Annotated in this window: 26 protein-coding genes; 15 read left to right on the forward strand and 11 right to left on the reverse strand. The window is 37.8% G+C overall.

Features of this window, described 5'->3' with window-relative positions:
* Window positions 1-223: 223 nt before the first annotated feature.
* Window positions 224-688: a hypothetical protein gene (locus tag IC621_RS24165; RefSeq protein WP_191162304.1), complete on the reverse strand. Its 465-nt coding sequence runs from the start codon at window positions 686-688 to the stop codon at window positions 224-226.
* Between the two features lie 157 nt (window positions 689-845).
* Here IC621_RS24165 and IC621_RS24170 point away from each other — a divergent pair, with 157 nt between their 5' ends.
* The 3 genes from IC621_RS24170 to IC621_RS24180 all read left to right on the forward strand — a co-directional run bounded on the left by IC621_RS24170 (window position 846) and on the right by IC621_RS24180 (window position 1582).
* Complete coding sequence (locus IC621_RS24170; protein ID WP_191162306.1) at window positions 846-1064, forward strand: DUF1659 domain-containing protein; 219 nt, start codon at window positions 846-848, stop codon at window positions 1062-1064.
* Window positions 1065-1097: 33 nt separating this feature from the next.
* Complete coding sequence (locus IC621_RS24175) at window positions 1098-1319, forward strand: DUF2922 domain-containing protein (protein ID WP_191162308.1); 222 nt, start codon at window positions 1098-1100, stop codon at window positions 1317-1319.
* A 122-nt stretch (window positions 1320-1441) separates the two neighbouring features.
* On the forward strand, window positions 1442-1582 hold the full coding sequence (locus IC621_RS24180; protein ID WP_191162310.1) for a YvrJ family protein: 141 nt from the start codon (window positions 1442-1444) through the stop codon (window positions 1580-1582).
* 62 nt (window positions 1583-1644) lie between these two features.
* Here the strand turns inward: IC621_RS24180 and IC621_RS24185 are convergent, their stop codons facing one another.
* Together IC621_RS24185 and IC621_RS24190 are read right to left on the reverse strand one after the other, a co-directional pair.
* Window positions 1645-1851: a WYL domain-containing protein gene (locus IC621_RS24185; RefSeq protein ID WP_191162312.1), complete on the reverse strand. Its 207-nt coding sequence runs from the start codon at window positions 1849-1851 to the stop codon at window positions 1645-1647.
* A gap of 280 nt (window positions 1852-2131) precedes the next feature.
* A complete protein-coding gene (locus IC621_RS24190) occupies window positions 2132-3358 on the reverse strand; it encodes an MFS transporter (RefSeq protein WP_191162314.1) in 1227 nt (408 codons plus the stop codon).
* Window positions 3359-3668: 310 nt separating this feature from the next.
* Between IC621_RS24190 and IC621_RS24195 the strand changes: the two genes are divergently transcribed.
* Window positions 3669-3932 carry a hypothetical protein gene (locus IC621_RS24195; RefSeq protein WP_191162316.1) on the forward strand — a complete coding sequence of 88 codons (264 nt, stop codon included), beginning with the start codon at window positions 3669-3671 and terminating at the stop codon, window positions 3930-3932.
* A gap of 478 nt (window positions 3933-4410) precedes the next feature.
* Window positions 4411-6588, forward strand: coding sequence for an FUSC family protein (locus IC621_RS24200; RefSeq protein WP_224752784.1), 2178 nt, complete (start codon window positions 4411-4413; stop codon window positions 6586-6588).
* Window positions 6589-6760: 172 nt separating this feature from the next.
* Here the strand turns inward: IC621_RS24200 and IC621_RS24205 are convergent, their stop codons facing one another.
* From IC621_RS24205 to IC621_RS24215, 3 genes are read right to left on the reverse strand one after another with little or no spacing between them, the layout of a single operon-like run.
* Entirely contained in the window at window positions 6761-7174 is a 414-nt protein-coding gene (locus IC621_RS24205; RefSeq protein WP_191162318.1) for a DoxX family protein, read from the reverse strand.
* Between the two features lie 60 nt (window positions 7175-7234).
* On the reverse strand, window positions 7235-8095 hold the full coding sequence (locus tag IC621_RS24210) for a M56 family metallopeptidase (protein ID WP_191162320.1): 861 nt from the start codon (window positions 8093-8095) through the stop codon (window positions 7235-7237).
* Complete coding sequence (locus IC621_RS24215) at window positions 8092-8508, reverse strand: BlaI/MecI/CopY family transcriptional regulator (RefSeq protein ID WP_191162322.1); 417 nt, start codon at window positions 8506-8508, stop codon at window positions 8092-8094. Before IC621_RS24215 ends, IC621_RS24210 begins: the two co-directional genes overlap by 4 nt.
* A gap of 988 nt (window positions 8509-9496) precedes the next feature.
* Here IC621_RS24215 and glcT point away from each other — a divergent pair.
* The 7 genes from glcT to splB all read left to right on the forward strand — a co-directional run bounded on the left by glcT (window position 9497) and on the right by splB (window position 18833).
* Window positions 9497-10339, forward strand: coding sequence for a glucose PTS transporter transcription antiterminator GlcT (gene glcT / locus IC621_RS24220; RefSeq protein WP_191162325.1), 843 nt, complete (start codon window positions 9497-9499; stop codon window positions 10337-10339).
* A gap of 281 nt (window positions 10340-10620) precedes the next feature.
* The gene (ptsG, locus tag IC621_RS24225; RefSeq protein ID WP_191162327.1) at window positions 10621-12729 is read left to right on the forward strand and encodes a glucose-specific PTS transporter subunit IIBC; all 2109 of its coding nucleotides are present in this window, start codon (window positions 10621-10623) and stop codon (window positions 12727-12729) included.
* A 104-nt stretch (window positions 12730-12833) separates the two neighbouring features.
* A complete protein-coding gene (locus IC621_RS24230) occupies window positions 12834-13100 on the forward strand; it encodes a phosphocarrier protein HPr (protein WP_191162329.1) in 267 nt (88 codons plus the stop codon).
* Window positions 13100-14815 (forward strand): phosphoenolpyruvate--protein phosphotransferase, encoded by a 1716-nt coding sequence (ptsP, locus tag IC621_RS24235; RefSeq protein WP_191162331.1) that lies wholly within the window; start codon window positions 13100-13102, stop codon window positions 14813-14815. The genes IC621_RS24230 and ptsP overlap by 1 nt, the downstream gene beginning before the upstream one ends.
* A gap of 553 nt (window positions 14816-15368) precedes the next feature.
* Window positions 15369-16937: an ATP-binding protein gene (locus tag IC621_RS24240; protein ID WP_191162333.1), complete on the forward strand. Its 1569-nt coding sequence runs from the start codon at window positions 15369-15371 to the stop codon at window positions 16935-16937.
* 233 nt (window positions 16938-17170) lie between these two features.
* Window positions 17171-17410, forward strand: a complete 240-nt coding sequence (locus IC621_RS24245) for a transcriptional regulator SplA domain-containing protein (RefSeq protein WP_191162374.1) — start codon at window positions 17171-17173, stop codon at window positions 17408-17410.
* Window positions 17411-17804: 394 nt separating this feature from the next.
* A complete protein-coding gene (splB, locus tag IC621_RS24250; protein ID WP_191162335.1) occupies window positions 17805-18833 on the forward strand; it encodes a spore photoproduct lyase in 1029 nt (342 codons plus the stop codon).
* A 26-nt stretch (window positions 18834-18859) separates the two neighbouring features.
* Here the strand turns inward: splB and IC621_RS24255 are convergent, their stop codons facing one another.
* The 4 genes from IC621_RS24255 to IC621_RS24265 form a co-directional block, all read right to left on the reverse strand.
* Window positions 18860-19546, reverse strand: coding sequence for a GNAT family N-acetyltransferase (locus tag IC621_RS24255; protein WP_191162337.1), 687 nt, complete (start codon window positions 19544-19546; stop codon window positions 18860-18862).
* Window positions 19547-19943: 397 nt separating this feature from the next.
* Window positions 19944-20606: a hypothetical protein gene (locus tag IC621_RS26725; RefSeq protein ID WP_224752785.1), complete on the reverse strand. Its 663-nt coding sequence runs from the start codon at window positions 20604-20606 to the stop codon at window positions 19944-19946.
* Window positions 20607-20693: 87 nt separating this feature from the next.
* Window positions 20694-21170, reverse strand: coding sequence for an epoxide hydrolase family protein (locus IC621_RS26730; protein WP_224752786.1), 477 nt, complete (start codon window positions 21168-21170; stop codon window positions 20694-20696).
* Window positions 21171-21366: 196 nt separating this feature from the next.
* Window positions 21367-21813: a MarR family winged helix-turn-helix transcriptional regulator gene (locus IC621_RS24265; RefSeq protein ID WP_224752787.1), complete on the reverse strand. Its 447-nt coding sequence runs from the start codon at window positions 21811-21813 to the stop codon at window positions 21367-21369.
* A 197-nt stretch (window positions 21814-22010) separates the two neighbouring features.
* Here IC621_RS24265 and IC621_RS24270 point away from each other — a divergent pair, with 197 nt between their 5' ends.
* Window positions 22011-22406, forward strand: a complete 396-nt coding sequence (locus IC621_RS24270) for a MerR family transcriptional regulator (RefSeq protein ID WP_191162339.1) — start codon at window positions 22011-22013, stop codon at window positions 22404-22406.
* Window positions 22403-23224 carry an NmrA family NAD(P)-binding protein gene (locus IC621_RS24275; protein WP_191162341.1) on the forward strand — a complete coding sequence of 274 codons (822 nt, stop codon included), beginning with the start codon at window positions 22403-22405 and terminating at the stop codon, window positions 23222-23224. Before IC621_RS24270 ends, IC621_RS24275 begins: the two co-directional genes overlap by 4 nt.
* A 125-nt stretch (window positions 23225-23349) precedes the next feature.
* Here the strand turns inward: IC621_RS24275 and IC621_RS24280 are convergent, their stop codons facing one another.
* Window positions 23350-23886 (reverse strand): cupin domain-containing protein, encoded by a 537-nt coding sequence (locus IC621_RS24280; protein ID WP_396653120.1) that lies wholly within the window; start codon window positions 23884-23886, stop codon window positions 23350-23352.
* Window positions 23887-24175: 289 nt separating this feature from the next.
* Between IC621_RS24280 and IC621_RS24285 the strand changes: the two genes are divergently transcribed.
* Window positions 24176-24547: a VOC family protein gene (locus IC621_RS24285; protein WP_191162343.1), complete on the forward strand. Its 372-nt coding sequence runs from the start codon at window positions 24176-24178 to the stop codon at window positions 24545-24547.
* Window positions 24548-24680 lie beyond the last annotated feature (133 nt).

Raw genomic sequence — 24680 nt, forward strand, 5'->3', positions numbered from 1 at the left:
TAACTTCTGTCCTTTTTTCGCCATAAAAAATCACCCCTTAATTCAATATTGCCAAACTGTGGGTTTTTCAACATCTACTTTAAGGGGTGCAGTCTACTAACCGGTGGTTATGTTTTTTGACCTGGCTTTTGATTTGACATGCATTTTCCTTTTTTAGTATGAACCGTTTCATTATGCATCAGGATTAATTTAAGTGTGGGTTCCAAGAACTTATGTAAGTAGGTCATTTTGTTCTTTTTATTAGAAATGCTCTAATTAAGAAACCTGCGATAAGCCCTGGAACCAGCGAGATCATAGGAAGCCAGACAGGACCTAAGTAATGACCGTTTAGATTAAATACAGGCGAGTACATTAAACCAACCGTTACAAAATACGCGCCAAAAGCAAAAGGGAGAAAGGATAAAGCTGGAGTATCTCCACTCGCATGCTTGTATGCATCATACATCGCAAACATATAAACACATGGATAAAACATAAGCCATTGATATTCTGCTACAACTGTAGCTTTTTCAATCTCACCTAAAAAACTGTACATGATTACTTGGTTAAAATGACTAAAGCAATTAATAAGAATTTCCAAAAAAATAAAAACGGTCCCTTTAAACAGGTGTCCATTTAAATACTGACCGAATCCCGGCAACGCGATACTCCAAAATAAAGCTTCAAGTTTCGTCGTTTTCAAATGCATCCATTCCTAACTAAGTTATCTATCTTTCTCTCTCCTATAATTAATATTCTACAAAAATAAAGAAGACATACAAAAAAAGGAAAATAATTTCCAAAAAAATAAGACGCTACTCTTTCTGTCTTTTCCTCTATATGGAGAGTGAAAGGAGGTGATGGACATGGCCCAAGCAGTTATCAAAAGCTCCCAGTTACGTTTGGCTTATGACTTAGGTGTTGATGGCGAAGGCAAGCAGCTTGTAAAAACAAAAAACTACAACAATGTAGATACAGCTGCCACACCTGATCAGCTTCATACAGTTGCACAAGCAATCGCAAGCCTGCAAACGTACCCAATTTATGAAATCGAACGTAATGATTCACACCTCATTGGAGAGTAATGAAAAGCAATCATAAGAAAGGAGGGATGTAACATGGCAAAAACATTAGAGCTTCAGTTTTTAAATACTGCTGGAAAAACAGTAAGCTTAAGCATTGATTCCCCAAAAGAGCCTGTTGTGGAAGCTGATATTATGGCTGTTATGGACAGCATTATTGCAGAAAATGCTTTCACTTCAACTGGAGGAGCCTTTGCAGCAAAAAAAGGTGCCCGAGTTATTGAGCGAAATGTAGAAGAAGTATTTGAACAAGAATAATAAAAATTGAAAAGGGCTGGACTTAGCGTACGCAGGGAGCATCAATATGGATTTTTCCATGTGAGGCTTGATAAAAAAGCTAAGCTCCAGTCTCTTTCTTATTTTAAGAGGAGGGAGATCACATGGAACAGTGGATGCAATGGGTTAGTGAAGTAGGCTTTCCAATCGTTGTCACCTTATATTTACTGCACAGGATTGAAGCAAAGCTTGATAAACTTAATTCGTCCATTCAAATGCTGCCGGCTAAGATAAGAGGGAACTAGTGATAATTTTTTTGAGGAGGTAAAGGAACTGAGTTCTGGGAGCCTCTTTTTTATTTGGCGATTTAATTGGAGAAGTTCTTTATTTTTATCGCTAATATTTGATTAATCATAAATCTTCTATATTCTTTTTTCAAACAGCAATAAGCTAATATAGAGTGATTGTTCATCTGTTTAATGAAAATTACTCTTTGCGAAAGCTGGCTGTCTTTTGCTAAATAAACGATTTCTAAAGGTTTTTGCTCGGCAAACGCTTTTGTGAGTAGATCCATCCTTTTCACGCCCTTTTAGACTTAAATTTCCTAAGATCCTGCTGAACTAGGTCGCTTTAGCTATTAGTATATGCGAACATATATTCGTTATACTAGTTACCGAGCAGAATCTTTAGACAAAGAGAGGATAAAAAACGCTTGGATATCCTAAGAATCCAAGCGTTTTACTCACAGGTTCTAAATTATTAAATTTGCTAAAGCATTAAAAAATTTTTTTCAAGCTCCAGCGCAAAATTGATCTGAGATCATTCCCCGCTAATTGGGCACCTTGATTTTTCAATCATTCATACCACTCTTTCAACCGTTCATCACTTGGCAGTAAGAAAGCGAGTGCTCCTAAAACTGGCAAGAAAGCAATTGTTATCATAGTTGGAGTCAAACCGAATAGGTCGATGAGTGATCCGAGGGCAACAGAACCTATTGCTCCCATTCCGAAAGCAAGACCAACCGTAAGTCCTGACATTGTGCCAATTTTTCCGGGAATAAGCTCTTGTGCATAGACGACGGTAACGGAAAAGCTGGACATTAAAATTAAGCCGATGAGCGAGAGAAGAATATAGGCAACCATGGATCCAACAAATGGAAGTAATAATGAAAGCGGGACAGTTGCTAATAAGGAAAATAGTATGACAGTCCGTTTTCCAAATCGATCCGCCAGAGGGCCGCCAAAAAATGTACCGACAGCTCCCATTAAGAGAAAGAGAAAAATATAGCTTTGTGACTCAGCAATGGTCGAATTATAGTTTTCAATTACATAAAAGGCATAAAAATTTGAGATGGCACTCACATACCAGGAGCGGGCAAAAATAAGGAATACGATGACAATCAATGCCATTGTGATCGCATTTTTATGGACGTTACTCGTATTTGACGCAGCTTTTTTTGCTTTTTGGATTGTTTGGACGTTTAGTTTCATGCTGTACCAACGTGCGATGTAAAACAGGAAAGCAACTGCACATGCGGCGACAAGAGTAAACCAAATCGCCCCAAATTGACCGAGCGGCACGAGAATAATAGCTGTGATAAGCGGAGCTAATGCTTGACCAGAGTTGCCGCCGACTTGATAGATCGATTGAGCAAGCCCCCTTTTTTCCCCAGCCGCCATATAAGCAACCCGTGAGCCTTCAGGATGAAACACAGCAGATCCAAGTCCGATAAAAAAGACACACACTAAGATCGTGATAAAGGATGGAGCAAACGCAAGACCAAGCATGCCGATCATACTGCTAGTTAATCCTATGGGCAGAGCATAGGGAAGCGGGCGCTTATCTGAGTATAAACCAACAAGCGGCTGCATCACAGAAGAGACGATGTTGAGCGTAAATGCAATAATCCCAAGCTGTGTAAACGTTAATCCCATTGACTTTTCTAAAATTGGAAACATCGCTGGAATGACCGCTTGAAGAGAATCATTTAATAAATGACAAAGTCCAATAATAAATAAAATGTTATAAACCGTGCTTTGTTCCGCTTGATATGGTTTTTTCTTAACTGCTGCTAAAGCCATTAGTCTTCGATCCTTCCATTTCAATAAAGTTTATTTAGTAAGACGAAATAATTTCTACTATTTATATTATGGAGAAAATCAGAAAAGTTCAAGAGGAAATAAGTCTGAAAAAAGTTATATATAGATGAAGAGATATTATTTCCCTTTTGGTTATCCCAATTTGCTATTAACCTGGATTTTCGTAGGGGGGTTTATTTCTTTATAGAGAAATCTTGATAAACTTCGATGATTTTCGTCAAAGGAATGACAGGGTAAAGAAACGAATTAAATAGGTATGCGAAATGAAGTTTCGAAATGGGGTGGGAGAAGGATGGGCGAAAAAGAAAAGGTTCAAATGATAAAAGAACTTTCTGAAAGCATCATACGACTCATGTTAAAAGACGGGTATCAAAAAAACCAGGCTGGCTTAGCATCTGCTGTCGAGCTTTTGGCAAGATGTGTTTATGACATGAGTGTAGTTTATCAGAAAAAAGATGAAAATCTCGAAGAATCTTTAAAAGGAACAATTGCAAAAATGCAAATTGCCTACAATTCGATCGAATTGAATGATAAAAAAATAGAGGATGCTGGTTAAACAAAAAGCCCTGATTGACAGGGCTTTTTTAGTATAGAAAAGATATTTTAAGGAAAGTATGAACGTGTTATAGAGCGTGATTGTTATTGATAGGCCTTAAGGCGGATGTTTTTCGTTTTTATAGAAGAGTTTGACGAAAAGATTGAAGATTCTAAATGGGAGAGTTTAAATAACTTACTCTTATATTTACCGGCTAGTATGAAAGGTACTTGATTCAAAATTCTCCTAATTGAGAAGAGTAGTGGTCGAGATTAACCGGTTAAGTGAGAGTTCACGGTATTTGATTTCAAGTTTTCAATGAATTTCTGTGAGTTGGCAGACATAAAATCTTGATGATTTGGAAACAAGCTCATAAGCAGGAAACTTGCACAAATAACATCAGCTTAGTAGCCTTGAACAAGTGGATTTAAATGAAAGCGGGAAGGGTACTATATTTAGAGGACCACTGTTATTCTAATAGAAAATTGAAGGTTTGATAATGATGAGTAGGATTCATATTCGGCACCACTGGCTTGGGAGGCTGATTGCTTCAGATCCAGGCAGTAAAAGATTACAGCAAGCAGGGAAAGCTACATTAAGTTTAATATCCTCTGTCGCTGCAATGATTTTTCTTATGAGATTGATAGGGGATAATCTCCTTACTCCAGTCATTGTATCAGGAATGGCAGGCTTGATGGGCATCATAACAGTAATGGATGAAACAGAAAAGGAGAAGAAAGGCACGACTTTGCTTCTTGGTGTCTCAGCGATAATAGGCGTCACGTTGGCAGCGGTTTTCATAAACCATGCTTATACCATCGATGTATTCATGCTTCTTGCCATTTTCAATGCTTTTTATCTAACAAGGTTCTCAGTCCGCTATTTTTCATTATGCATGATTTTTTTTATGATTATCAACATATCTTTCGTTATCAAAGTAACGCCGAATCAGCTCCCATTGTTTTATCTTGGAGCAATGATCGGCATAATCAATGCTTATTTAGTTAACTTTCATGTTTTTAAAGATTCTGCACAAGTATTAAAAAGAGGTATACGTTCCTTTCATATTCAATCGAATTTGACGTTTTCGATATTAATAAAAATAATTGAAGACCCAGAAACCAAGATAAAAAGACAAAAAAGTCTCGAAAAGAATGTCCGAAAACTCAATGAATATGCACGGTCTGTTGCAGCTGATTTGAATGCTCACGATGTAGAAAAAATATGGCCGGGACTCCAAACCTCTATGCTTAGACTCTATGTGTTTGATGCAGAAATGCTTATAGAGACGTTAGCTGATTCTATTAGGAAGTTGAAGAAGGCTGATGCCCTTGAATTTGAAGAATTAAGAAGGCTGCTTGTTTGGGTTGTGAAATCACTTCGGGATACAGAAGTTTTGGCCCAAAACTATGAATCTGAGCATTTAGTGGAGGCAGAAAAAGCCGTCCAAGCGTTAAGGTTCCTCTTGGGAGACTTACTCAATCGTGAAGACAAGCCGCAAGGATGGCTCTACCTCATTCGCCGGATTGAATCAATCACCAACCACGTGATTGAAGGTGCTGCAACGATTCAGCAGTCTCTTCAATATCCGGGAAAAAAGGAAGAAGATCTGCTAATAAAAACCAAAATGAATGATAAAGACGAAACAGGTACTTTAACAGAAAAAGGCTTAAAACAAACAACTAAAAAAGCTTATCAGGCGTTAGTAGGAGGAACTGCGGCTATAATTGTTGGACAAATGATCTCTCCTGCCCAGCCTTACTGGGTGCTGCTTACAACGTTTATCGTTTTATTAGGAACGGAATCGGTCGGAAGAACATACATAAAAGGATTTAAGCGTTCATTCGGCACGATTATCGGAGCTATTATCGGATTTGCTTTAGCAAAGACAATCTCAAATCAAACTGTATTAGAAGTTATTTTATTGTTTGTGATCATTTTTTTAGCTTTTTATGTTTTAACGGTTTCGTATACGATGATGAGCATTTTCATTACGATGCTGATCGCTATTATGTATGGTATATTGCTTGGGGGAATTTCACTTCAATTAATGGGAGCACGAGTGATTGACACCATTGCAGGTGCAGCCATTGCTTTCGGCGTTTCATTCTTTATTTTTCCAAAGAGAACAAAGGATAAAGTTGCTGATTCATTGGAGGAGTTTTTAATTGAGCTTCATCCATATGTCACAGATTATGTAAGAAGTTTTCGAGAAGACGTGAATGTAAAAGGTCTTGTAGACCAAGCCTTTGAAATTGATCAGAAAATGCAAGCAATTAAAGATGAGGCGCAAACACTTTTGAAGAGGCCGGGTTTCTTAAACAACTCTGGGATTGCTAGATGGATAACCATCTTTACCGCCATCAATTATTATGCAAAGCATTTAGTTGCTTCATCTTATCAAAAGAATTTTGATTATCCCAAAGAGCTGGTCCAAACCTTCAAATCAATGGAGGAAAAGCTCGGCAAAAATATCGATACACTTCAAGGGTTAATTAAAGGAAAAGAACAAAATCGGGTTATTTACAATTTAGATAAGGAACGGGAGCAAATAGAACGGCTTGCCCCAAGTCGGAATCAATCTCACCTCGACCTGATTCATCATCTTTATTATGTATGGCGAATTAACCAATCATTAGTGGCGCTCGGAGCTGAGTTAGAGGCAAAAGTAGAATGAGCTTTTTAATTAACAATGAATTTAAGACCTCCAAAAATGGAGGTCTTTTATAATCACTTTGACGGACTGTTTGTTAAGAGAAATAGGAACTAGGTTTTGTTCGGAACGTTTGGCATTTTTAATATTTTTCAGTTCGCAAGTTTTGTAAAGGGGGAGTTTTCGGAATGGACTCTTAACTTTCAATTTGGCGATTGGTCCCTTTGAATGAGTTCTTCCATAATGAATCTAAGCTCAATAGAAAACTGCCGTTCAAAGCAAGGTGGAGGGAAATTGCCAATAGAACAAGATCCAGTTCAAAGCCGCCTAAAAAACCGGAAGACCATTTAACCTTTATCGTTGCTACCACGAGGATGATTGCGAACAGGGAAGATACAAGTTTTGTCCCTAATCCTAAAATGACCGCAATTCCCCCGGCAAGTTCAATCACGCCTACAACATAACCCATGAATCCGGGTATTCCCATGCTTTCAAACGAAGCGGCAGTATTGCCGATCCCGCCTTGGAACTTTGCTAACCCATGCATTGCAAAGGTGATTCCCAATACGACTCTCAAAATAAGTGAACCAATTTCTAATTTGTCTTTCATTTTTACATTCTCCTTTCATTTATGAGCACTACAAATTGTAGTGTTGATATATAAAAAAAATTAGGTGATCGCAAGAAAAATCATGCCCATGAATAAAATCAATCCATAAACGGAGACCACCATAGATGTAAAAGCAGGCTTCACCGGTATTTTCTTTTGCGGCTCAATCAATTGCTTAAGCCTATAGTTGACTGCTTCCTCAGAGAAATGAACCAAAACAGGTGTTGAATCGTCTCGACAGCAATTTTTGATTAACTTTAATAAGGCGCTTCCCAAACCAATTTCTGAACCTGTTTGCCGGATCGCATATTCGTCTGCCAAAAGTTCACTTATAATTTTATAATTGTGGTAGGACCATTTCGTCATCGGGATAAACCAGAGGGACTCTGAAATCAATTTTAGTATAAAAACCCAAAGGGAATCATAATTCTGTTGGTGGCTGGCTTCATGTTCAATGACCGCTTCTAGTTCTTGGTCATCAAGCAGTCTAATCAATCCGCTCGAAAGAACGATCATTGGCCTTCTAAAACCCATTGAAAATGCCAATAACTGATCATGATTGATTACCAGGATATCCTTGTTTTGTCCTTCTGCTTTTGTCATTACAGACTCTGTCCATTCTTTATTCTTCAATTTAAGCATTTTTTTCTGAAACTTCTTAGAAAGTACATATTGTTCGATTATTTTATACAATGTAATGAGAATGGAGTAGGCAATTAATACGTTTAACAGGATTGTAATCAAGAAATAATAAAATGAGTTTTCCCTGAACAGACTGATGCAAAACTTAAAGAAATTAGTAGGAATATCTACTCCGAATAGGAGATGCGTAATATACATCCCCATTTGGCACCAAATAATCGCCGAAATAAGGAGACTTACTCCCAGGATCATTAATGATTTTTTCTTCCACCCCATCATGATTGATCCCTTTTTAGCTGCCTGATTTTAAGTTCAAGCTTTTCCAATAAGGATCGATCTACATCTTTTAGTCCATCAATCATATGGTTAATAACCACACCTCCGAACTCATCCATTAGGTTCTCGGTAAGTTTTTTGGATTGATCTTCAATAAAATCTTTCTTGGATTGGACTGGAGAAAATATAGAAAGTCTTCCTTTAGTTCTCTTATGTAGTACTCCTTTTTGAACTAATCGATTCATTACAGTCATGACAGTGTTGAAATTGATAGGCTTTTCTACTTCTATTTTTTGTTGGACCCCCTTTATGCTAAGTTCATCAGCATCCCAAAGTATGTCCATAATTTTAGCTTCCAAAGGGCCAAAAAAACGGTGCAACCCGACCTCATCGTATTTAAAATTCTTGATATCCATTTCCTTCACCTTCCCACTACACATTGTAGTGTATCAAATAATTATTTTCAAGTTTTAGGACATCTATTCGATATTATAGTATTCCTTAGGTAAATCTTCTTCTTTTGATACACTCGCATACTATTCGAATAACGTGCAGAGGCAGGGAAGCATCACAGATATTAGAAAAGTAGCAAATACCTTGACGAGCCAATGGAAAGCACAAGCAGAGCGTCTTGAAACGGCTGCTCTTGTGAACCTCAAGCGGATCTGAGTGCTGGAGTTAGTCAATGATATCTAATTTTAATATGCTAAAATAGTTTTTTGACAAAAAAAGACGACCTTTATCTGGCCGTCTTAGTTATATAGCTCCCTTTTACTGATTACGCTTCTTTTTTTCTGGTTTTTGAGCATTCATTTCCTTAGCAAATTCAGCATTTTGATTTTGTTGATTTTGCATTTGCTGTTCCTTGCTTTGATTTTTCTCCTTCACGATTCGATCCCGCCTTTTTTCAGATTTTGGTACGATATCTATTCTGATTAAAAACCTTTTTTTCTAAACATCTTTTTGTAAAAAAAAAGTGGGAACTTGTCGATTTTTAAGTTGTAACTTGGTTTTATCCCGCTTTTTAACTGTTCTTATAACAAAAGGTTATTCTTTTATGCCTTTCCTCCTTATGCCCCTGTATACTTTCACTTTAAATCTTCTATTTCTTCTGAAGTAACTTCTTTTTGTTCATAAATCAAATTGCTGACAATAATGACGTTATCTTTTCCTAAGAAATCATAGTAGACTAATAAGAAATAATTACGAATTTGCCAATTAACAAAATATTAGAATAATGAAAAGGATCTAATTCAGAAAACCAGAAAGTGTAGGAAGAAACTATCTAACTGATTTCCACTCTTTTTATTGACTCAGCATTCATTGTTATATACGATATTAAAGATAAAGATCATTTTTGAAATGGGTAGTACTTTAGAAGTGGAATAAAGGAGCTGTGGATTCGTGGAAGGATCCCTTATCATTAAAAAAGCACTAAATAACAATGTTATTATTGGAGATCATGACGGGCTGGGGGAAGTTGTCCTTATTGGTAAAGGAATTGGATTTGGGAAAAAAGCCGGTGATTCAGTAACCGAAAACGCCTATGAAAAAATGTTTGTTTTAAGAAATGAGAAAGAGCAAGAGCAATATAAAAAACTTCTCCCATACATTGATGAAGAAATCATTGAGGTTATGAATGATGTGGTTTTTTTAATCCATGAAAAAATAGGATCACCTTTAAATGAGCATATTCACATTGCTTTAACAGATCATATATCATTTGCCATAAAACGACTGCAGCAGGGGCTTGACCTGAAGAATCCCTTCCTCCTGGAAACAAAATCTCTTTATCCTTTAGAATATGGCATTGCTCAAGATGTAATTGAATTAATTAACAATAGACTTGATGTCACTCTTCCTGAAGGGGAAGTGGGGTTTATTGCTCTTCATATTCACAGTGCGCATACGGATAAACCTTTATCAGAAGTTAATCGGCATTCCCAATTAATTTCAAACTTAATAAGGTTAATCGAAGACTCGTTTCAAATGAAAGTTGACCGTGACAGCGTAAATTATTTAAGACTTATCAGGCACTTGAGGTATACGATTGAACGGGTGAAATCTGGCGAAGAAATGGAAGAACCAGAAAAGTTAACTTTACTGTTGAAAAATGAATATCCTTTATGCTACAATACTGCTTGGAAAATGATAAAAGTGATGCAACAAACTTTAAGAAAGTCTGTCTATGATGCAGAAGTGGTTTACTTAACAATGCATTTGTACAGGCTTACAAACAAAATTTAGCAATTTTTAAGTTCATACATTACAACGTGTAAACGTGTTACTGATTCGATCAGGCATGAGTGAACAAGGTGTTTAATGGCTTTATTTGGGGAAGTATACCTATAAAGCTTTATTAACCCTGTCTCACCATGCCTTTTTTGTATTACAAATGATGTGGGTAAAGAGATTTGTATAGCAAAAAATCCACAATATGTAAACGTTTAAAAAGTGAAAGAATCAACCGCACACTTGTTTTTTTGTTTGTTGCATACACAAAAAAAGGATGGAGGAGGAAAAAAAGGATGTTTAAAAGCCTATTTGGCGTTCTTCAAAAAGTTGGACGCGCACTAATGCTACCGGTTGCGCTTTTGCCGGCTGCAGGACTTTTACTTGCACTTGGAAACGCTATGCAAAATGAAACACTTACAAACATAGCGCCCTTTCTTACATCTGATTGGGTTGTCCTAATTGCAAGTGTCATGGAGGATGCAGGGAATATTGTTTTTAGTAATTTACCAATTCTTTTTGCAGTGGGTGTTGCGATCGGATTGGCAAATGGAGATGGTGTTGCAGGAATCGCAGCACTTATCGGGTATTTAATAATGAATGTCACAATGAGCGGGATTTTAAAAGGGACAGGTACCCTCCCGGCAGATCCCGCAAAGCTGGCAGAATTCCTTTCTGCTAACAGTGCCGCGTACGCAAATGTCCTCGGGATTCCAACCCTGGTCACAGGGGTTTTTGGCGGGATCATTGTCGGCATATTGGCTGCAGGCATGTACAATAAATTTTATACAATTGAACTGCCTCAATACTTAGGCTTCTTCGCAGGAAAGCGATTTGTACCAATTGCTACCGCAGGTTCAGCATTACTATTAGGGGTCGCGATGTATTTTATTTGGCCTCCTATCCAAACAGGCTTGAATGCATTTTCAACCAACTTATTAGATGCGAATAGAACGCTTGCGGCATTGATTTTTGGAATTATCGAACGCTCTCTTATTCCATTTGGACTGCATCATATTTTTTACTCGCCGTTCTGGTTTGAATTTGGTACTTATGTAAACGAAGCAGGTCAAACGGTTCGCGGTGATCAGGCAATCTTTATGGCACAAATTAAAGATGGTGTTCAAGAACTAACGGCAGGGACATTTATGGCAGGTAAATATCCATTTATGATGTTTGGACTTCCTGCGGCAGCTCTGGCAATTTATCACGAAGCAAGACCTGAAAGCAAAAAAATAGTAGCTGGATTAATGGGATCAGCAGCCTTAACATCCTTTTTAACAGGTATTACAGAGCCATTAGAATTTTCATTCTTATTTGTAGCGCCCGTGTTATTTGGAATTCACGCCCTTTTTGCAGGTCTTTCTTTTATGACAATGCATTTGCTTGATGTAAAAATTGGAATGACTTTCTCTGGCGGTTTAATCGACTATGTTCTTTTCGGAATGCTGAATCCGCAAACAAACTGGTGGCTCGCAATTCCTGTAGGATTAGTATTTGCCGTTATCTATTACTTCGGATTCCGATTTGCGATCCGTAAATTTAACCTAAACACACCTGGTCGAGAGGACGCAAGTGTTGAAACAGACGAAGAGGAAGGCAGTAAACATAACTCTGCAGGCGACCTTCCATATGAAGTATTACAAGCACTTGGCGGTCAAGAGAATATTAAGCATTTAGATGCATGTATTACACGTCTGCGAGTATCAGTGAATGACCGTGCAAATGTAAATAAGGATCGTCTTAAAAAGCTGGGCGCTTCAGGGGTATTAGAAGTTGGAAACAACATTCAGGCAATTTTCGGCCCAAAATCTGATAACTTAAAAACTCAGATACAGGATGTAATTGCTGGTAAAAGGCCAAGAGCAGTAAAAGCTCATTCAACAGATCAAGAAATAAAAGAGCAAGTTGAAGAAGTAGTTCCTGAAGGTCTGCAAAATGATGTATCTGAAGAAAGCTTTACAGCACCTCTTACAGGAGAAATTCACTCGATAACAGAGGTCCCTGATCAAGTTTTCTCAGGAAAAATGATGGGCGACGGTTTTGCTATTACACCAACAGAAGGCACCGTTGTATCACCTGTCAATGGAAAAATCCTTAATGTGTTCCCTACAAAACACGCGATTGGCATGCAATCCAATAATGGCAGGGAAATTCTAATCCACTTTGGTATTGACACAGTCAATCTTAAAGGAGAAGGTTTTAAAGCTTTTGTAAAGGAAGGCGACGAAGTGAAACAGGGGCAAAAGCTGCTTGAGGTCGACTTAGATTTTGTAAAAGATAAGGCCCCTTCTGTTATGACTCCAATCGTATTTACAAACTTGGCTGAAGGAGAACTTGTGAAAGTTAAGGCCGAAGGAAATGTGAAAAAAGAACAAGAAGATATTATTGACTTTGAGAAATAGTGTTAAGTCATAATCAGCACTTGTCATTATACCGGTGCAACTGATATTATAATATACTGTTATATGTATTAAAAAACCTAATAGTCAAAGGAGAATGATTTATTATGGCAGAAAAAACATTTAAAGTAACAGCAGATTCAGGAATTCATGCACGTCCAGCAACTGTGCTTGTTCAAACCGCAAGCAAATTTGATGCGGATGTAAATTTAGAATACAACGGTAAAACAGTCAACTTGAAATCCATTATGGGTGTTATGTCACTCGGAATCGCAAAAGGGTCAGAAATTAAAGTAACAGCTGCAGGTTCTGATGAAAATGAAGCAATTTCAGCAATTAATGATACATTCAAAAATGAAGGATTAGGCGAATAATGCTTGAGCTTAAAGGGATTGGAGCTTCAGCGGGAATTGCAATTGCAAAAGCCTATCGTCTTGAAGAGCCGAACTTAGATATTCAAAAAAAAGAAGTTGCTGATAAAGAAGCTGAAGTAAACCGCTTTAATGATGCGATTAATCAATCAAAAGCCGAATTAGAAAAAATAAAAGAGCATGCACTAAAAGAGCTTGGCGAAGACAAAGCAGAAATCTTCGCGGCTCACCTTTTAGTCCTTAGTGATCCAGAGCTATTAAACCCTGTAAAAGACAAAGTCCAAAATGAAGCAGTAAATGCTGAATTTGCAATGAAAGAAACGGCTGATATGTTTGTGTCTATGTTTGAAGCGATGGACAACGAATATATGAAAGAGCGTGCTGCAGATATTCGTGATGTAACGAAGCGAGTAATTGCACATCTTTTAGGGGTTGAAATCCCAAATCCAAGCCTGATTTCTGAAGAAGTCATCATCGTAGCAGAAGATTTAACCCCATCAGATACAGCACAGTTAAACCGTGATTTTGTTAAAGGGTTTACAACTGATATCGGAGGGCGGACTTCACATTCAGCGATCATGGCCCGTTCAATGGAAATCCCCGCTGTTGTAGGTACTAAAACAGCAACTGGGCAAATCGAAAATGGCGTCATGGTTATTGTTGATGGCTTAGATGGAGATGTTATCATCAATCCGTCTGATGAAACAATCGCACAGTACCAAGCGAAACTTGAAAAATTTAAGGCACAAAAAGCTGAATGGGCTAAATTAGTGGACGAGCCTACTGTGACTAAAGACAACCAACACGTAGAGTTAGCTGCTAACATCGGGACTCCTGACGATGTAAAAGGAGTGCTGGAAAATGGCGGAGAGGCTGTAGGTCTATATCGTACTGAGTTCCTTTACATGGGACGTGACCAGCTGCCGACTGAAGATGAGCAATTTGATGCTTATAAAACGGTTCTTGAAAGAATGGAAGGAAAGCCAGTTGTCGTTCGTACACTTGATATTGGTGGAGATAAAGAGCTTCCTTACTTGAATTTACCAAAGGAAATGAACCCTTTCCTTGGCTTCAGAGCGATCCGTTTATGCTTGGAAGAACAAGACATATTCCGCACTCAGTTGCGTGCTTTACTTCGTGCCAGCACATATGGAAATTTAAAAATTATGTTCCCAATGATTGCTACTGTGGATGAATTCAAGCAAGCCAAGGCAATCTTAAATGAAGAAAAAGACAAGCTTATTGAAGAAGGTACTAACGTTTCAGACACAATTGAAATCGGTATGATGGTTGAGATTCCATCAACAGCAGTTTTGGCTGATCAATTCGCCAAAGAGGTTGACTTTTTCAGTATCGGAACCAATGACTTAATTCAATATACGATGGCCGCAGATAGAATGAATGAGCGCGTATCATACTTATACCAACCATACAACCCAGCTATCCTGCGTTTAATCACATTAGTGATTGAAGCTGCTCATAAAGAAGGGAAATGGGCTGGTATGTGTGGCGAAATGGCAGGAGATGAAATTGCCATTCCGATTCTTTTAGGATTAGGTTTAGATGAATTCTCAATGAGCGCTACATCCATTTTACCTGCCCGTACTCAAATTAAAGGGCTGTCTAAAGAAGAAGCAGCCAGCTTCAAAGAAGAAATTCTTTCTTTTAGTACAACAGAAGAAGTTGTAGCATTTGTAAAAGAAAAATTTAATATGTAAATAAATTAAAAAGACAGGAGATGCTCCTGTCTTTTTAATTAGAGGTAAGACCTATAGTAATCGACAATATCGATTGCAAATTTTATTGTTGTTTAATATGTTATCTCTTTTGTGAAAAGTTTGTACCCCTCATAAAAATTGTCGGTTTTTGTAGAATAATCGATAAATTGAAATTTTCGAAGATAACTCCCTCGATTTCGAAGATATTTTTCATATTTCGAAGATAAAATGCTAAAAATCGAAGATAAGTTTGCACAATCGGTGGTGCTCAGGGAAAAAATAACGTTTGTAAATGTATGAATTTAAGGAAATCGGTTGAAATCCAATCCAAATTTAGTGGAACATCCCAAAAAACGATTCAGATAAAAAGAAATTATGTTTTTGTGGTCAAAAGGGATTGTTGCTCAGTCTTTTGTATTTTATAAAAAATACGTATATAAGATAGCCATCAAGCATTTATTGAATTTTTTACATTAAACGACAAAAAACTACACAAAAATGGGAGTTTGTATGATAATATGAGGGTCGATTATGTTTTCTGGAGTTGTTGAATGTGAGCAGGTATGAACTCATTGATGAACGTTTTAAATTGTTTCTAAAATTAATGTGGCTTTTCTTTTTATTAGATATAGTAATTGTTTCTTTATTTGATGACATTTCCAAATTTGTCACTGTAATGGTCATCTTTTTTATTGCATTACTTATTTTTACATGGATTTCATATTTAATAAAAAGTCATAGCTGGAATATGTATGGTTCAATTACATTTATTTATCTATTTTTAGCAACTATAAATATCATTGAACCCTATATAGTCAATCTCCTATTTCTTTTATTTCCAGTCGTGTTTAGCGCAATTTTCCAACAGCTTAAACTTGTCTATTTTTCTGCCATCATTTCTGTCATTCTCCAGCTGTACTTTTTCCTAAAAGATTACGAAATCATTTCAGTTTCTTTTGAAAAAATCGATATCCTTTATTTTTTGCTTTTTACGCTGCTTACGGTTTTATTATTGAGCTATTATTTAAGTTTTACGAATACTCTATGGGTAAAAGTAAACAGGCAGAATGAACATTATTCTCTGGCTTTAAAAACCACTCAGGCTCAATTTGATTTAATTTTTTCTCAAACTCATGATGCAATTGCTTTGCTTGATAAGAGTGGACATGTTATTACAGTGAATCCAGCCTTTGAAAAATTATATCAAATGTCCAAAAGCGATATTGTTAAAAAGAAGTATACTTTTGCCACACGTGAAAGGTTATATTTATCTGTTTCAGAAGTAAGTGTATATGAGCGGCATGATTTTAAAAGTGATGGGTCAGTTGTAGAAGTAGAGGTAACCGTATCGCCTATTTATGATGAGGATAATGAGCTAATAGCGTTTTCAGAAATTATCCGTGATGTGACTGAAAAACGGAAGCAAGATCAATACATGTTTCAAACAGAAAAGCTAAAGCTGGCAGGAGAGATGGCTGCAGGTGTTGCTCATGAAATTCGCAATCCAATCACGGTCTTACAAGGATTTTTGCAATTATTTCATGAGAAAAATCACGGGGACCAAAAGCATACCAAAATTATGCTTTCCGAGCTAAAAAGAATGAATGAGATCGTCAGTGAGTTTTTAGTTTTATCAAAGCCGCAAGCAGTGCAGCAATCTCAATTTTCAATTAAGGAAATAATCGATGAAACCCTTCAATTATTCGAAACAGAAGCGTTGCTTAAAGGAGTCCAACTCGAATTTCAGGACAATTCAGGCGATTTGGAATTATATGGGGATCGTAATCAAATCAAGCAAGTTATCATAAATTTACTTAAAAATGCCTGTGACGCCATGCCAAACGGAGGAATGGTGCATGTTGAGGTTGCAGCTGAGGATCAAAAGTACATAAGTATAAAAGTTGTTGACAATGGGATGGGCATACCGAGTGATTTATTAGGAAAAATTCAAACTCCTTTTTTTACAACAAAGGAAAAAGGGACAGGGCTTGGGCTTGTCATAACTGAAAAAATTATTAATCAGCATAATGGTGAGCTGTGTATTCAGAGTGAAGAGGGAGAAGGAACAACTGTCACGATCTATCTGCCTTATATAACATCACCTGCCCTATTAAAGGTATGAGTACCTTTTTCAGCGGGATAATAAAGAATGATCCATTCCCACAGGCTCCCTATTTTACAACTCATTCATCGACCTTGATCTGGAAAACAATTTCCAATCTCAATGTTTTCTTGATAGGAAAAATTGGTCAATACCAGCAAAACACATATGACCTTTATTATAAAAGGATAAAGTCACAGAATTTGACCAAAATAAAGATATCAATTACGAATGAAGGGGGCCATGATATGAAAATGAACAGTAAGTATACAGCCGGTGACAAAGTTTATGTGATCTATCGTAATCCCCATACAGCTAATGTAGCAAATATTAAAGAAGCTGAGGTTGTTCAGCATCCAAATGATGAACAGGATGTGGCACTTTTTCTTTACGATGCTTATCACAGGCTGTCAGATGATGACGCTGTTTTTTCCTCTTATGAAGAAGCAGAACTAGTATATAATCAATTGTTTGATTATGAACAATATGATTAAGACGCTAAATAGGGCTTCTTTTTATAGCTTCAGCAAGTCTTAAATTAAAACAATTATTAAAATGTAAAGTGATCTGTTTATGGTTAACCGGTGGTTTTTCGTCATCTCCTCATCGAATCGGTGTCACTCTTAGTATATCCTTCATCCATCCTCAATAAAAATATCCATAAAATGAAACTTTCCCTGAGACTGGCACATTCATTGGCTTCGGGCTAACCAAGTTTAAGGGAACCCAAGGGTTTTCCTTTATTGTCCTGTCCAGTCTATACGTCAAAAACGGACGCTTCCACTTTTCATTCTAGATCGTTCACTTTTAAACCTATATAGATTGGAAAATTTTAAAGTGATAGTGGCCTTCATTTTTGCAAAGGTTAAAATGAAGGGAAGTGAAGATATGGTTAAACCGTTTATTCCACAGCTAGTTTATATCGAGCCGAAAGCATTAGATTATCCTTTAGGCGTTGAGCTTAGAGACAAATTTGAACAAATGGGGATTGAAATTAGAGAAACAACCTCCCATAATCAAATTCGGAACCTGCCTGGGAAAAATCATTTGCAGAAATATCGAAATGCGAAATCTACACTAGTGATTGGGATTCGCAAAACATTAAAATTTGATAGCTCAAAGCCCTCTGCAGAATATGCGATTCCCATCGCTACAGGGTGTATGGGTCATTGCCATTATTGTTACCTGCAAACCACAATGGGAAGTAAACCATATATCCGCACATACGTAAATATAGATGAAATATTTGAAAAAGCAGAAGAATATATAGAAGAAAGGCTGCCTCAGACCACAAGGTTTGAAGCTTCTTGTACTTCTGATATTGTCGGAATTGACCACCTAACCCATTCATTAAAAAAAGCCATTGAGTTTTTTGGAGAAAAGGAAGAAGCTCAGCTTCGTTTTGTTACAAAATTTCATCATGTTGATCATTTGTTAGATGCAAAGCATAATGGACGAACTCGTTTCCGATTCAGCATTAATGCTGATTACGTAATAAGGAATTTTGAACCAGGAACCTCCCCCCTTGAAAAACGAATTGAAGCAGCCGCGAAAGTTGCAAGGGCTGGTTATCCGTTAGGCTTTATTGTCGCTCCGATTTATATTCATGAGGGGTGGGAAAACGGCTATAAAGAATTATTTGAAAAGCTTGATGCCTCACTGCCTGAGGAAGCTAGAGAGGATATTACCTTTGAGATGATTCAACATCGGTTTACAAAGCCTGCAAAAAGGGTCATTGAAAAAAACTATCCAAAAACAAAGCTGGAAATGAATGAAGAGGAAAGGCGATATAAGTGGGGAAGGTATGGGATTGGAAAATATATTTACCAAATAGATGAAGAACAAGACCTTCGGGATACCCTTGAAGACTATATTGATTATTATTTTCCGCAAGCGAAAATCGAATATTTTACGTAATAGAGTCAGCAGGCTGACTCAGAATTCTAATAGTCAGCCTCATGATTGAAATTTTTAAATGGATTTTTCCACTCCATTAAAACCCCATAATTACAGGATTCCTTATCTTCTAAATAATTTTCAACTAGACATAAGGGAGTTCTGCCGCATGATAATAAAAAAGACATTACAGGATCTTTAAGATTGCCTTTCAATACCTCGTTTACATAATTTTCAGGCGTTAATTCCTTCTGAAAACGATAATAATTTGGAATTCTTCCTCCCCCAATGAGACGATCCAGATTTAAATGTGTAACTACCTCATACATGGATTGCATTAACCACTTTCCGATTTTGAGCTTGCGATAATCAGGCGATACACAAATATCTACCACATAAAGGGTGTTTCCATCAGATGTATGAGTTGTAATATATCCATTATCTGTTATTTCCTCCCAGGTATGCTTCGGTTCATGTGGTGAGAACGGAACAATTAAAGTAGTCATGGAACCGACAATTCGGCTGTCTACTACGGCACACAAAGCACCCATAGGAAACAATGTGATATGATTTTTAAGCTGATCTTTATTCCACCACAGCTCAGAAGGAAAAGGAGGAGGGAAGCATTGCTTTTGTACATCAATAAGCTGATCGAAATCCTTTTCATTATAAGAACGGATTGTCAGCTTCTTTGGAAACCGTTGATCAAAAACATATACTTCTTTTTTGTACAAAGGAATCACTGCCTTTTTATTAAAAATTTTACCATATAAAACCGCTAAAATGCGAAAACTGTAGTGCTGTTCAAATCTTTTATTTATTTTGCAAGAGCTCGGTGAGAGAGGGCATAGAGTGATATCCAATGGTCCTTACCAAATAGTAAGATATTCGATTCTGAGGCTGTATTTTTAATAGGTACATGTCCTTTGCTTGGTTCGTGGTATGGGCTTATCGTAAGTCTTGTCATTGTGTTGGGAATTGCGTGGTGGGCGCTGCAATCATCAACTATGGTATCTGCTTCGACATTGTTCCATTGAAAATCTCTTTTCCAAATCCTTTATTCCTACATTTATACGATTTTCTTTCCCACTAAAGTTGTCTGTTGATCAGGGTAAAAACTGATACTAGGACTCATCGGCGTCCACTGAAAGTTCTGCGCAAGTCCTCAACCCACTTGTCCGGAATTTCCCAAGGGATGAAGTGTCCACCATGTTCGTGAGCTGTAATGTTGACATGGTTATACCAAGGAGCGCGATCACTGTCAAGAAAGTTCTGTACTCGGTTTTCGGTCGTAATACCCGGCGGATTTTCGTAGCCCACGAAGGTTATACCAGTTGGTGCCTCAATGACAGGCCAGCGATCATGAGCAGGTGCCCATGGATAACGGTTAGCGTTGGCATAGATGCGAATGGAGGTTTCGATGGCGTTGTTTACCCAGAAGATTGTTGCGTGAGTAAGAATATCGTCCTTCGAAAAGACATTCTCAACATTACCGTTATTGTCACTCCATTTGGCCAATCGTTCCAAGATCCATGCGAGCATTCCTACTGGCGAATCGCTCAGTCCATAGGCAAGTGTGCTGGGATCAAGAACATGTACTGCGAGATGCGACGCGAAACGACGATCAAACTCCAAAATTCGAGTTCGGATTCTTTCGGGAATGTTGTCGGGAAGGGGACGACCTCCAGCGAAATCCCAAGCGCGATCCCCGGTAAAAAAGCTTAGTTTTAGAGCAGACCCGATGTGAATTGCGTAGAGCTCGTCACTATATTTGTGTCCCAGTTGACCAGTCACGAGAGCACCTACATCGCAGCCTCCTGCTACGTATTTATCATAACCGAGAATATCAGTCATAAGTGTATGCCAGAGATCTGCGATTTTTCAAAAATTCATGTCTGGGTTGTTTGGCAGTGGCGTCGAAAATCCGAAACCAGGAAGTGAGGGCACGATTACGTCGAATGCTTCAGCTGGATCTCCCCCGTATGCGCTAGGGTCCGCTAGTGGATCAATGACTTTGGACCAATGCCAGAATGTCCAAGGCCAACCATGGGACAGAATCAATGGTATAGGGTTCGGTCCCATGCCTGCTTTACGCATAAAGTGTACAGGAACTCCGTCCACATTTACTTTATAGTGTTCATAAGAGTTAATCGCATTCTCGGATTTTCGCCAATCAAACTTATTAATCCAGTAGTCTACCAGTCCCTCCAGATAGTTCCGATTAACACCATAAAACCAGTCATCATTACCAGCATCGAGAGGCCATCTAGTGGACTTTAGACGATTTTGAAGATCAGCAAGTATTTCATCGGATACATAGATTGGACTGGGTTCTAGTACGAAAGGAGCTGTTGTCATAAGTGTTCCTCCTTGAACAATTAAAATTTGGTAACTGCAACTTTGATACTGGGTGTATACGCCAATGCCAAAATAGCAACCTATCCAGTCATTTTGATTTCTAAATAGAATGCCTGTCCTGACGATATAATTTCTTTGTTCACTTCCTTCTATCAGTCTGTTACGTACGTCATATAAACGACGGAATACAGTGTAACTACGAACCGTTTCCCAGTTCGACCAGACGCCTCAATGCGGGTAATGCAGATGCAATTGCCCGATTTTCCTCTGAAGTGAGCCCTTCCATGAATTTCGAGAGCTGGGTTATGCGATCCAAGCGACGCGAATCAATAACATTTGTGCCCCGTGCGGTAATATGTACTTGAACCACTCGGCCATCATTCGGATCTGATCGACGCTCAACGAGTCCGTCTTGTTCAAGTCGTGTCACCAACTGTGTGATTGCTGACTGCGTAACTTGCTCAGTAGCTGTCAACTCAGTAAGCCGCATGGGGCTTTTGCGTGACAATGTGTGCAAGACGGAAAGTGTAGTAAAGCTGAGTTTTTCAATCGATGGCAACCGAATAAGTATCCTCGTCAGGTTTTCGATCACCATGGTGAAATCGGCGACATTAAAATCAGGAGTATCAGTTTTAGGTTTCATGTCAAAATTATATAAAAAATTTATATAAGTTGCTAATATAATTTGAGTCTAAAGATAACTATTTACCTAAATCATCCTACATTATTTAACATAATCATCCATTTATCTCTAATTTAATATCTAAAAAAACTTGACTTTAACACTAGTGTCATACTTCATGATGAAATTAGTAACTTTAAAAGAAGTGAGGTGGAGCTTTGAAAATAAGTCAAATAGCTAAAATGACCGGGATCAGTTCTCGATCCTTACGGCATTATGAGAAAAAAGGGTTGATAACTGTTTCTCGTCTTGACAATAATTATCGCGAATTCGATGATTCGATAATCGAAGCTATTAATACGATCAAACTATATCTTAATTTAGGTCTAACAACCGACCAGATTAAAGATATTCTGCATTGCCCTGAAGATCAAGAGTACGACAAAAAAGACGAGTATTGTGAAGAATTGCTGCAAATATATGAAACCAAGCTGAATGAAGTGATACAGCAAAAAAAAGCATTGGATGAGGCGCAAGTCCGTTTGGAAAAGCAAATCAACCTAATGAAGGAAAACCGGGATAAGTGGGTACCCGTAGAGGAGGATAAACAATGACAATTTTAGTAACGGGAGCAACGGGGACAGTAGGCCGGCACGTCGTGGACCAACTGATTCAAAGGGGGCAAAAGGTACGAGCATTGACACGTAATCCACTGCAAGCCAATCTTCCTGCTGATGTGGAGGTTGTCGCGGGAGATTTAAGTGATCCGAGTACGCTAGTTTCTGCGTTGGTTGGCGTAAGCGGTGTGCATTTGATTACAACAGGCGCAGAATATACCCCGTTGGAAACGGGACCGGAAATTGTAGAACTTGCTGAGAAGGCTGGAGTACGCAGAGTTACTGTTTTATGGAACGGCAAGAAGGGCCCTTTTGAAAGAGCAGTTGAGGCAAGTGCCCTGGAGTGGACTCAACTTCAAGCCTTTGAATTTATGGCAAATGCACGAAAATGGGCAAACTCCATACGCTCCGAGGGGCTAGTTCGAGATCTGTTTGGGGAATCACGAATTGCTCCTGTTCATGAAGCGGATATTGGAAGGGTCGCAGCTGTCGCACTGACTGAGGATGGTCATGCAGGTAAAGTATATACTTTAACAGGGCCTGAGAGTTTGTCCGTTCAAGATAAAGTTCGGATTATTAGCGAGGTTATCGGACAGGAAATCCGATTTGTTGAGAGCTCTGAAGAAGAAGAACGTGAGCAGATGAGGAGGATGAGGGTTCAGGAGGACGCTATTGATTACGTAATTCGTTGGCACCTGAATCCGCCTAAATCGGCTTATACGGTGACTCCAACTGTTAAAGAGATTACTGGTCAGCCTGCACAACCCTTCACTCAGTGGGTCTCTGAACACGTGCAATATTTTAAAAATCCATAATTGAGGCGTTCCAAAGTAGCAACTAAAGGTTGAGCGAACGGGTGCGATTGTTTAGTAAGCAGCAAAAAGGATCTTCAATCGGCAACAGCCCCATTCCAAGATCCTTTTTACTACTTCTAAAAGTTTTATTCAGCTGCCATGGCATCGGCTTTTGTTACATGTACAGTACCAAATGGATGGTTAGGAGGAGCATATATCGAGTAAAGTTTTAGAGGAATATTACCTGTATTGGTTAGATTATGCCATGTTCCAGCAGGTATCAATATAGCAGAATCATCATAGACATTTCTTTTAAAGTTTAAATTATTTTTACTCTTGCCCATTTGAACAATTCCATGGCCTTGTTCAATACGTAGGAATTGATCAACGTCAGGATGCATTTCCACACCGATATCTTCGCCAACATTGAGACTCATTAAAGTAACTTGTAAATGTGTTCCTGTCCATAAAGCAGTACGATACGTATTGTTTTGCTTCGTTGCTTCATTGATATTAATGACAAATGGTTTAGGCCCGTAATCCTTCAATTCGCTGTTTCTATAATAAGAATTTCCGCTATTATTCGAATAATTATTATTCCAATTATAATAATGTGGATACCAGTTGTAATACATTGGATTATGCCATTGATGGTGATAGGATGATTTACGGTGCATACTCATTCTCCTCTTATGGTTTTATTTTCCCTTTTCATCCTATGCAGTTGCCTAATTATTGGTTTGTAAGCTTAAATTTAGCATCGAATGGTGGTACGATTTAAAAAAACCAGTACCCAACTTTCAGGATACTAGTTTTTTATTGGCTTATAGGGGTAGTACTAATGGTGTTCCTCCTTATTGGTTTTCCCTTATAAAAATTCGATATACTAAAGATGTGTTCTTCAAAGTAATGATGTACAATTAATTTATGCAAAAAACTTTCTAAATTATTAATTTTTTATGAGGAGGAAATATGAAACTAGGCGCATTCTCTATAAGTTTAAGTGTCAAAGACATTAATAAATCAAAATCATTTTACGAAAATCTGGGATTTCAAGCCTTAGGTGGAGATATTACACAAAATTGGCTAATCATGAAGAATGAAAGTACCGTCATTGGTCTTTTTCAGGGAATGTTTGAAAAGAACATTCTGACGTTTAATCCAGGTTGGAATGAAAATGCAGAAAATCTTGATTCATTTACAGACATTCGAGACCTTCAAAAGCAGCTTAAAGCAAAAGGAATTAAGATGTTGTCAGAAGCAGAAGAAACAAGCGAAGGTCCTGCAAGTTTTACAATTGAAGATCCTGATGGTAATACCATTCTTGTAGATCAACACAGATGATGCAGAGGCTAGAATGGGACAAAATTTTTTGAATAAGAATAAAAAAGGATTAGATGTAAATAAAGAATCTATCCCAAATACTAAAAGGATTCTTTTATTTGTTGTCATAATGATGGCTTACTTGAAAACCTTG

Origin of the sequence: Metabacillus arenae, from assembly GCF_014773385.1 — a bacterium.
Classification (GTDB): Bacteria; Bacillota; Bacilli; order Bacillales; family Bacillaceae; genus Metabacillus_D; species Metabacillus_D arenae.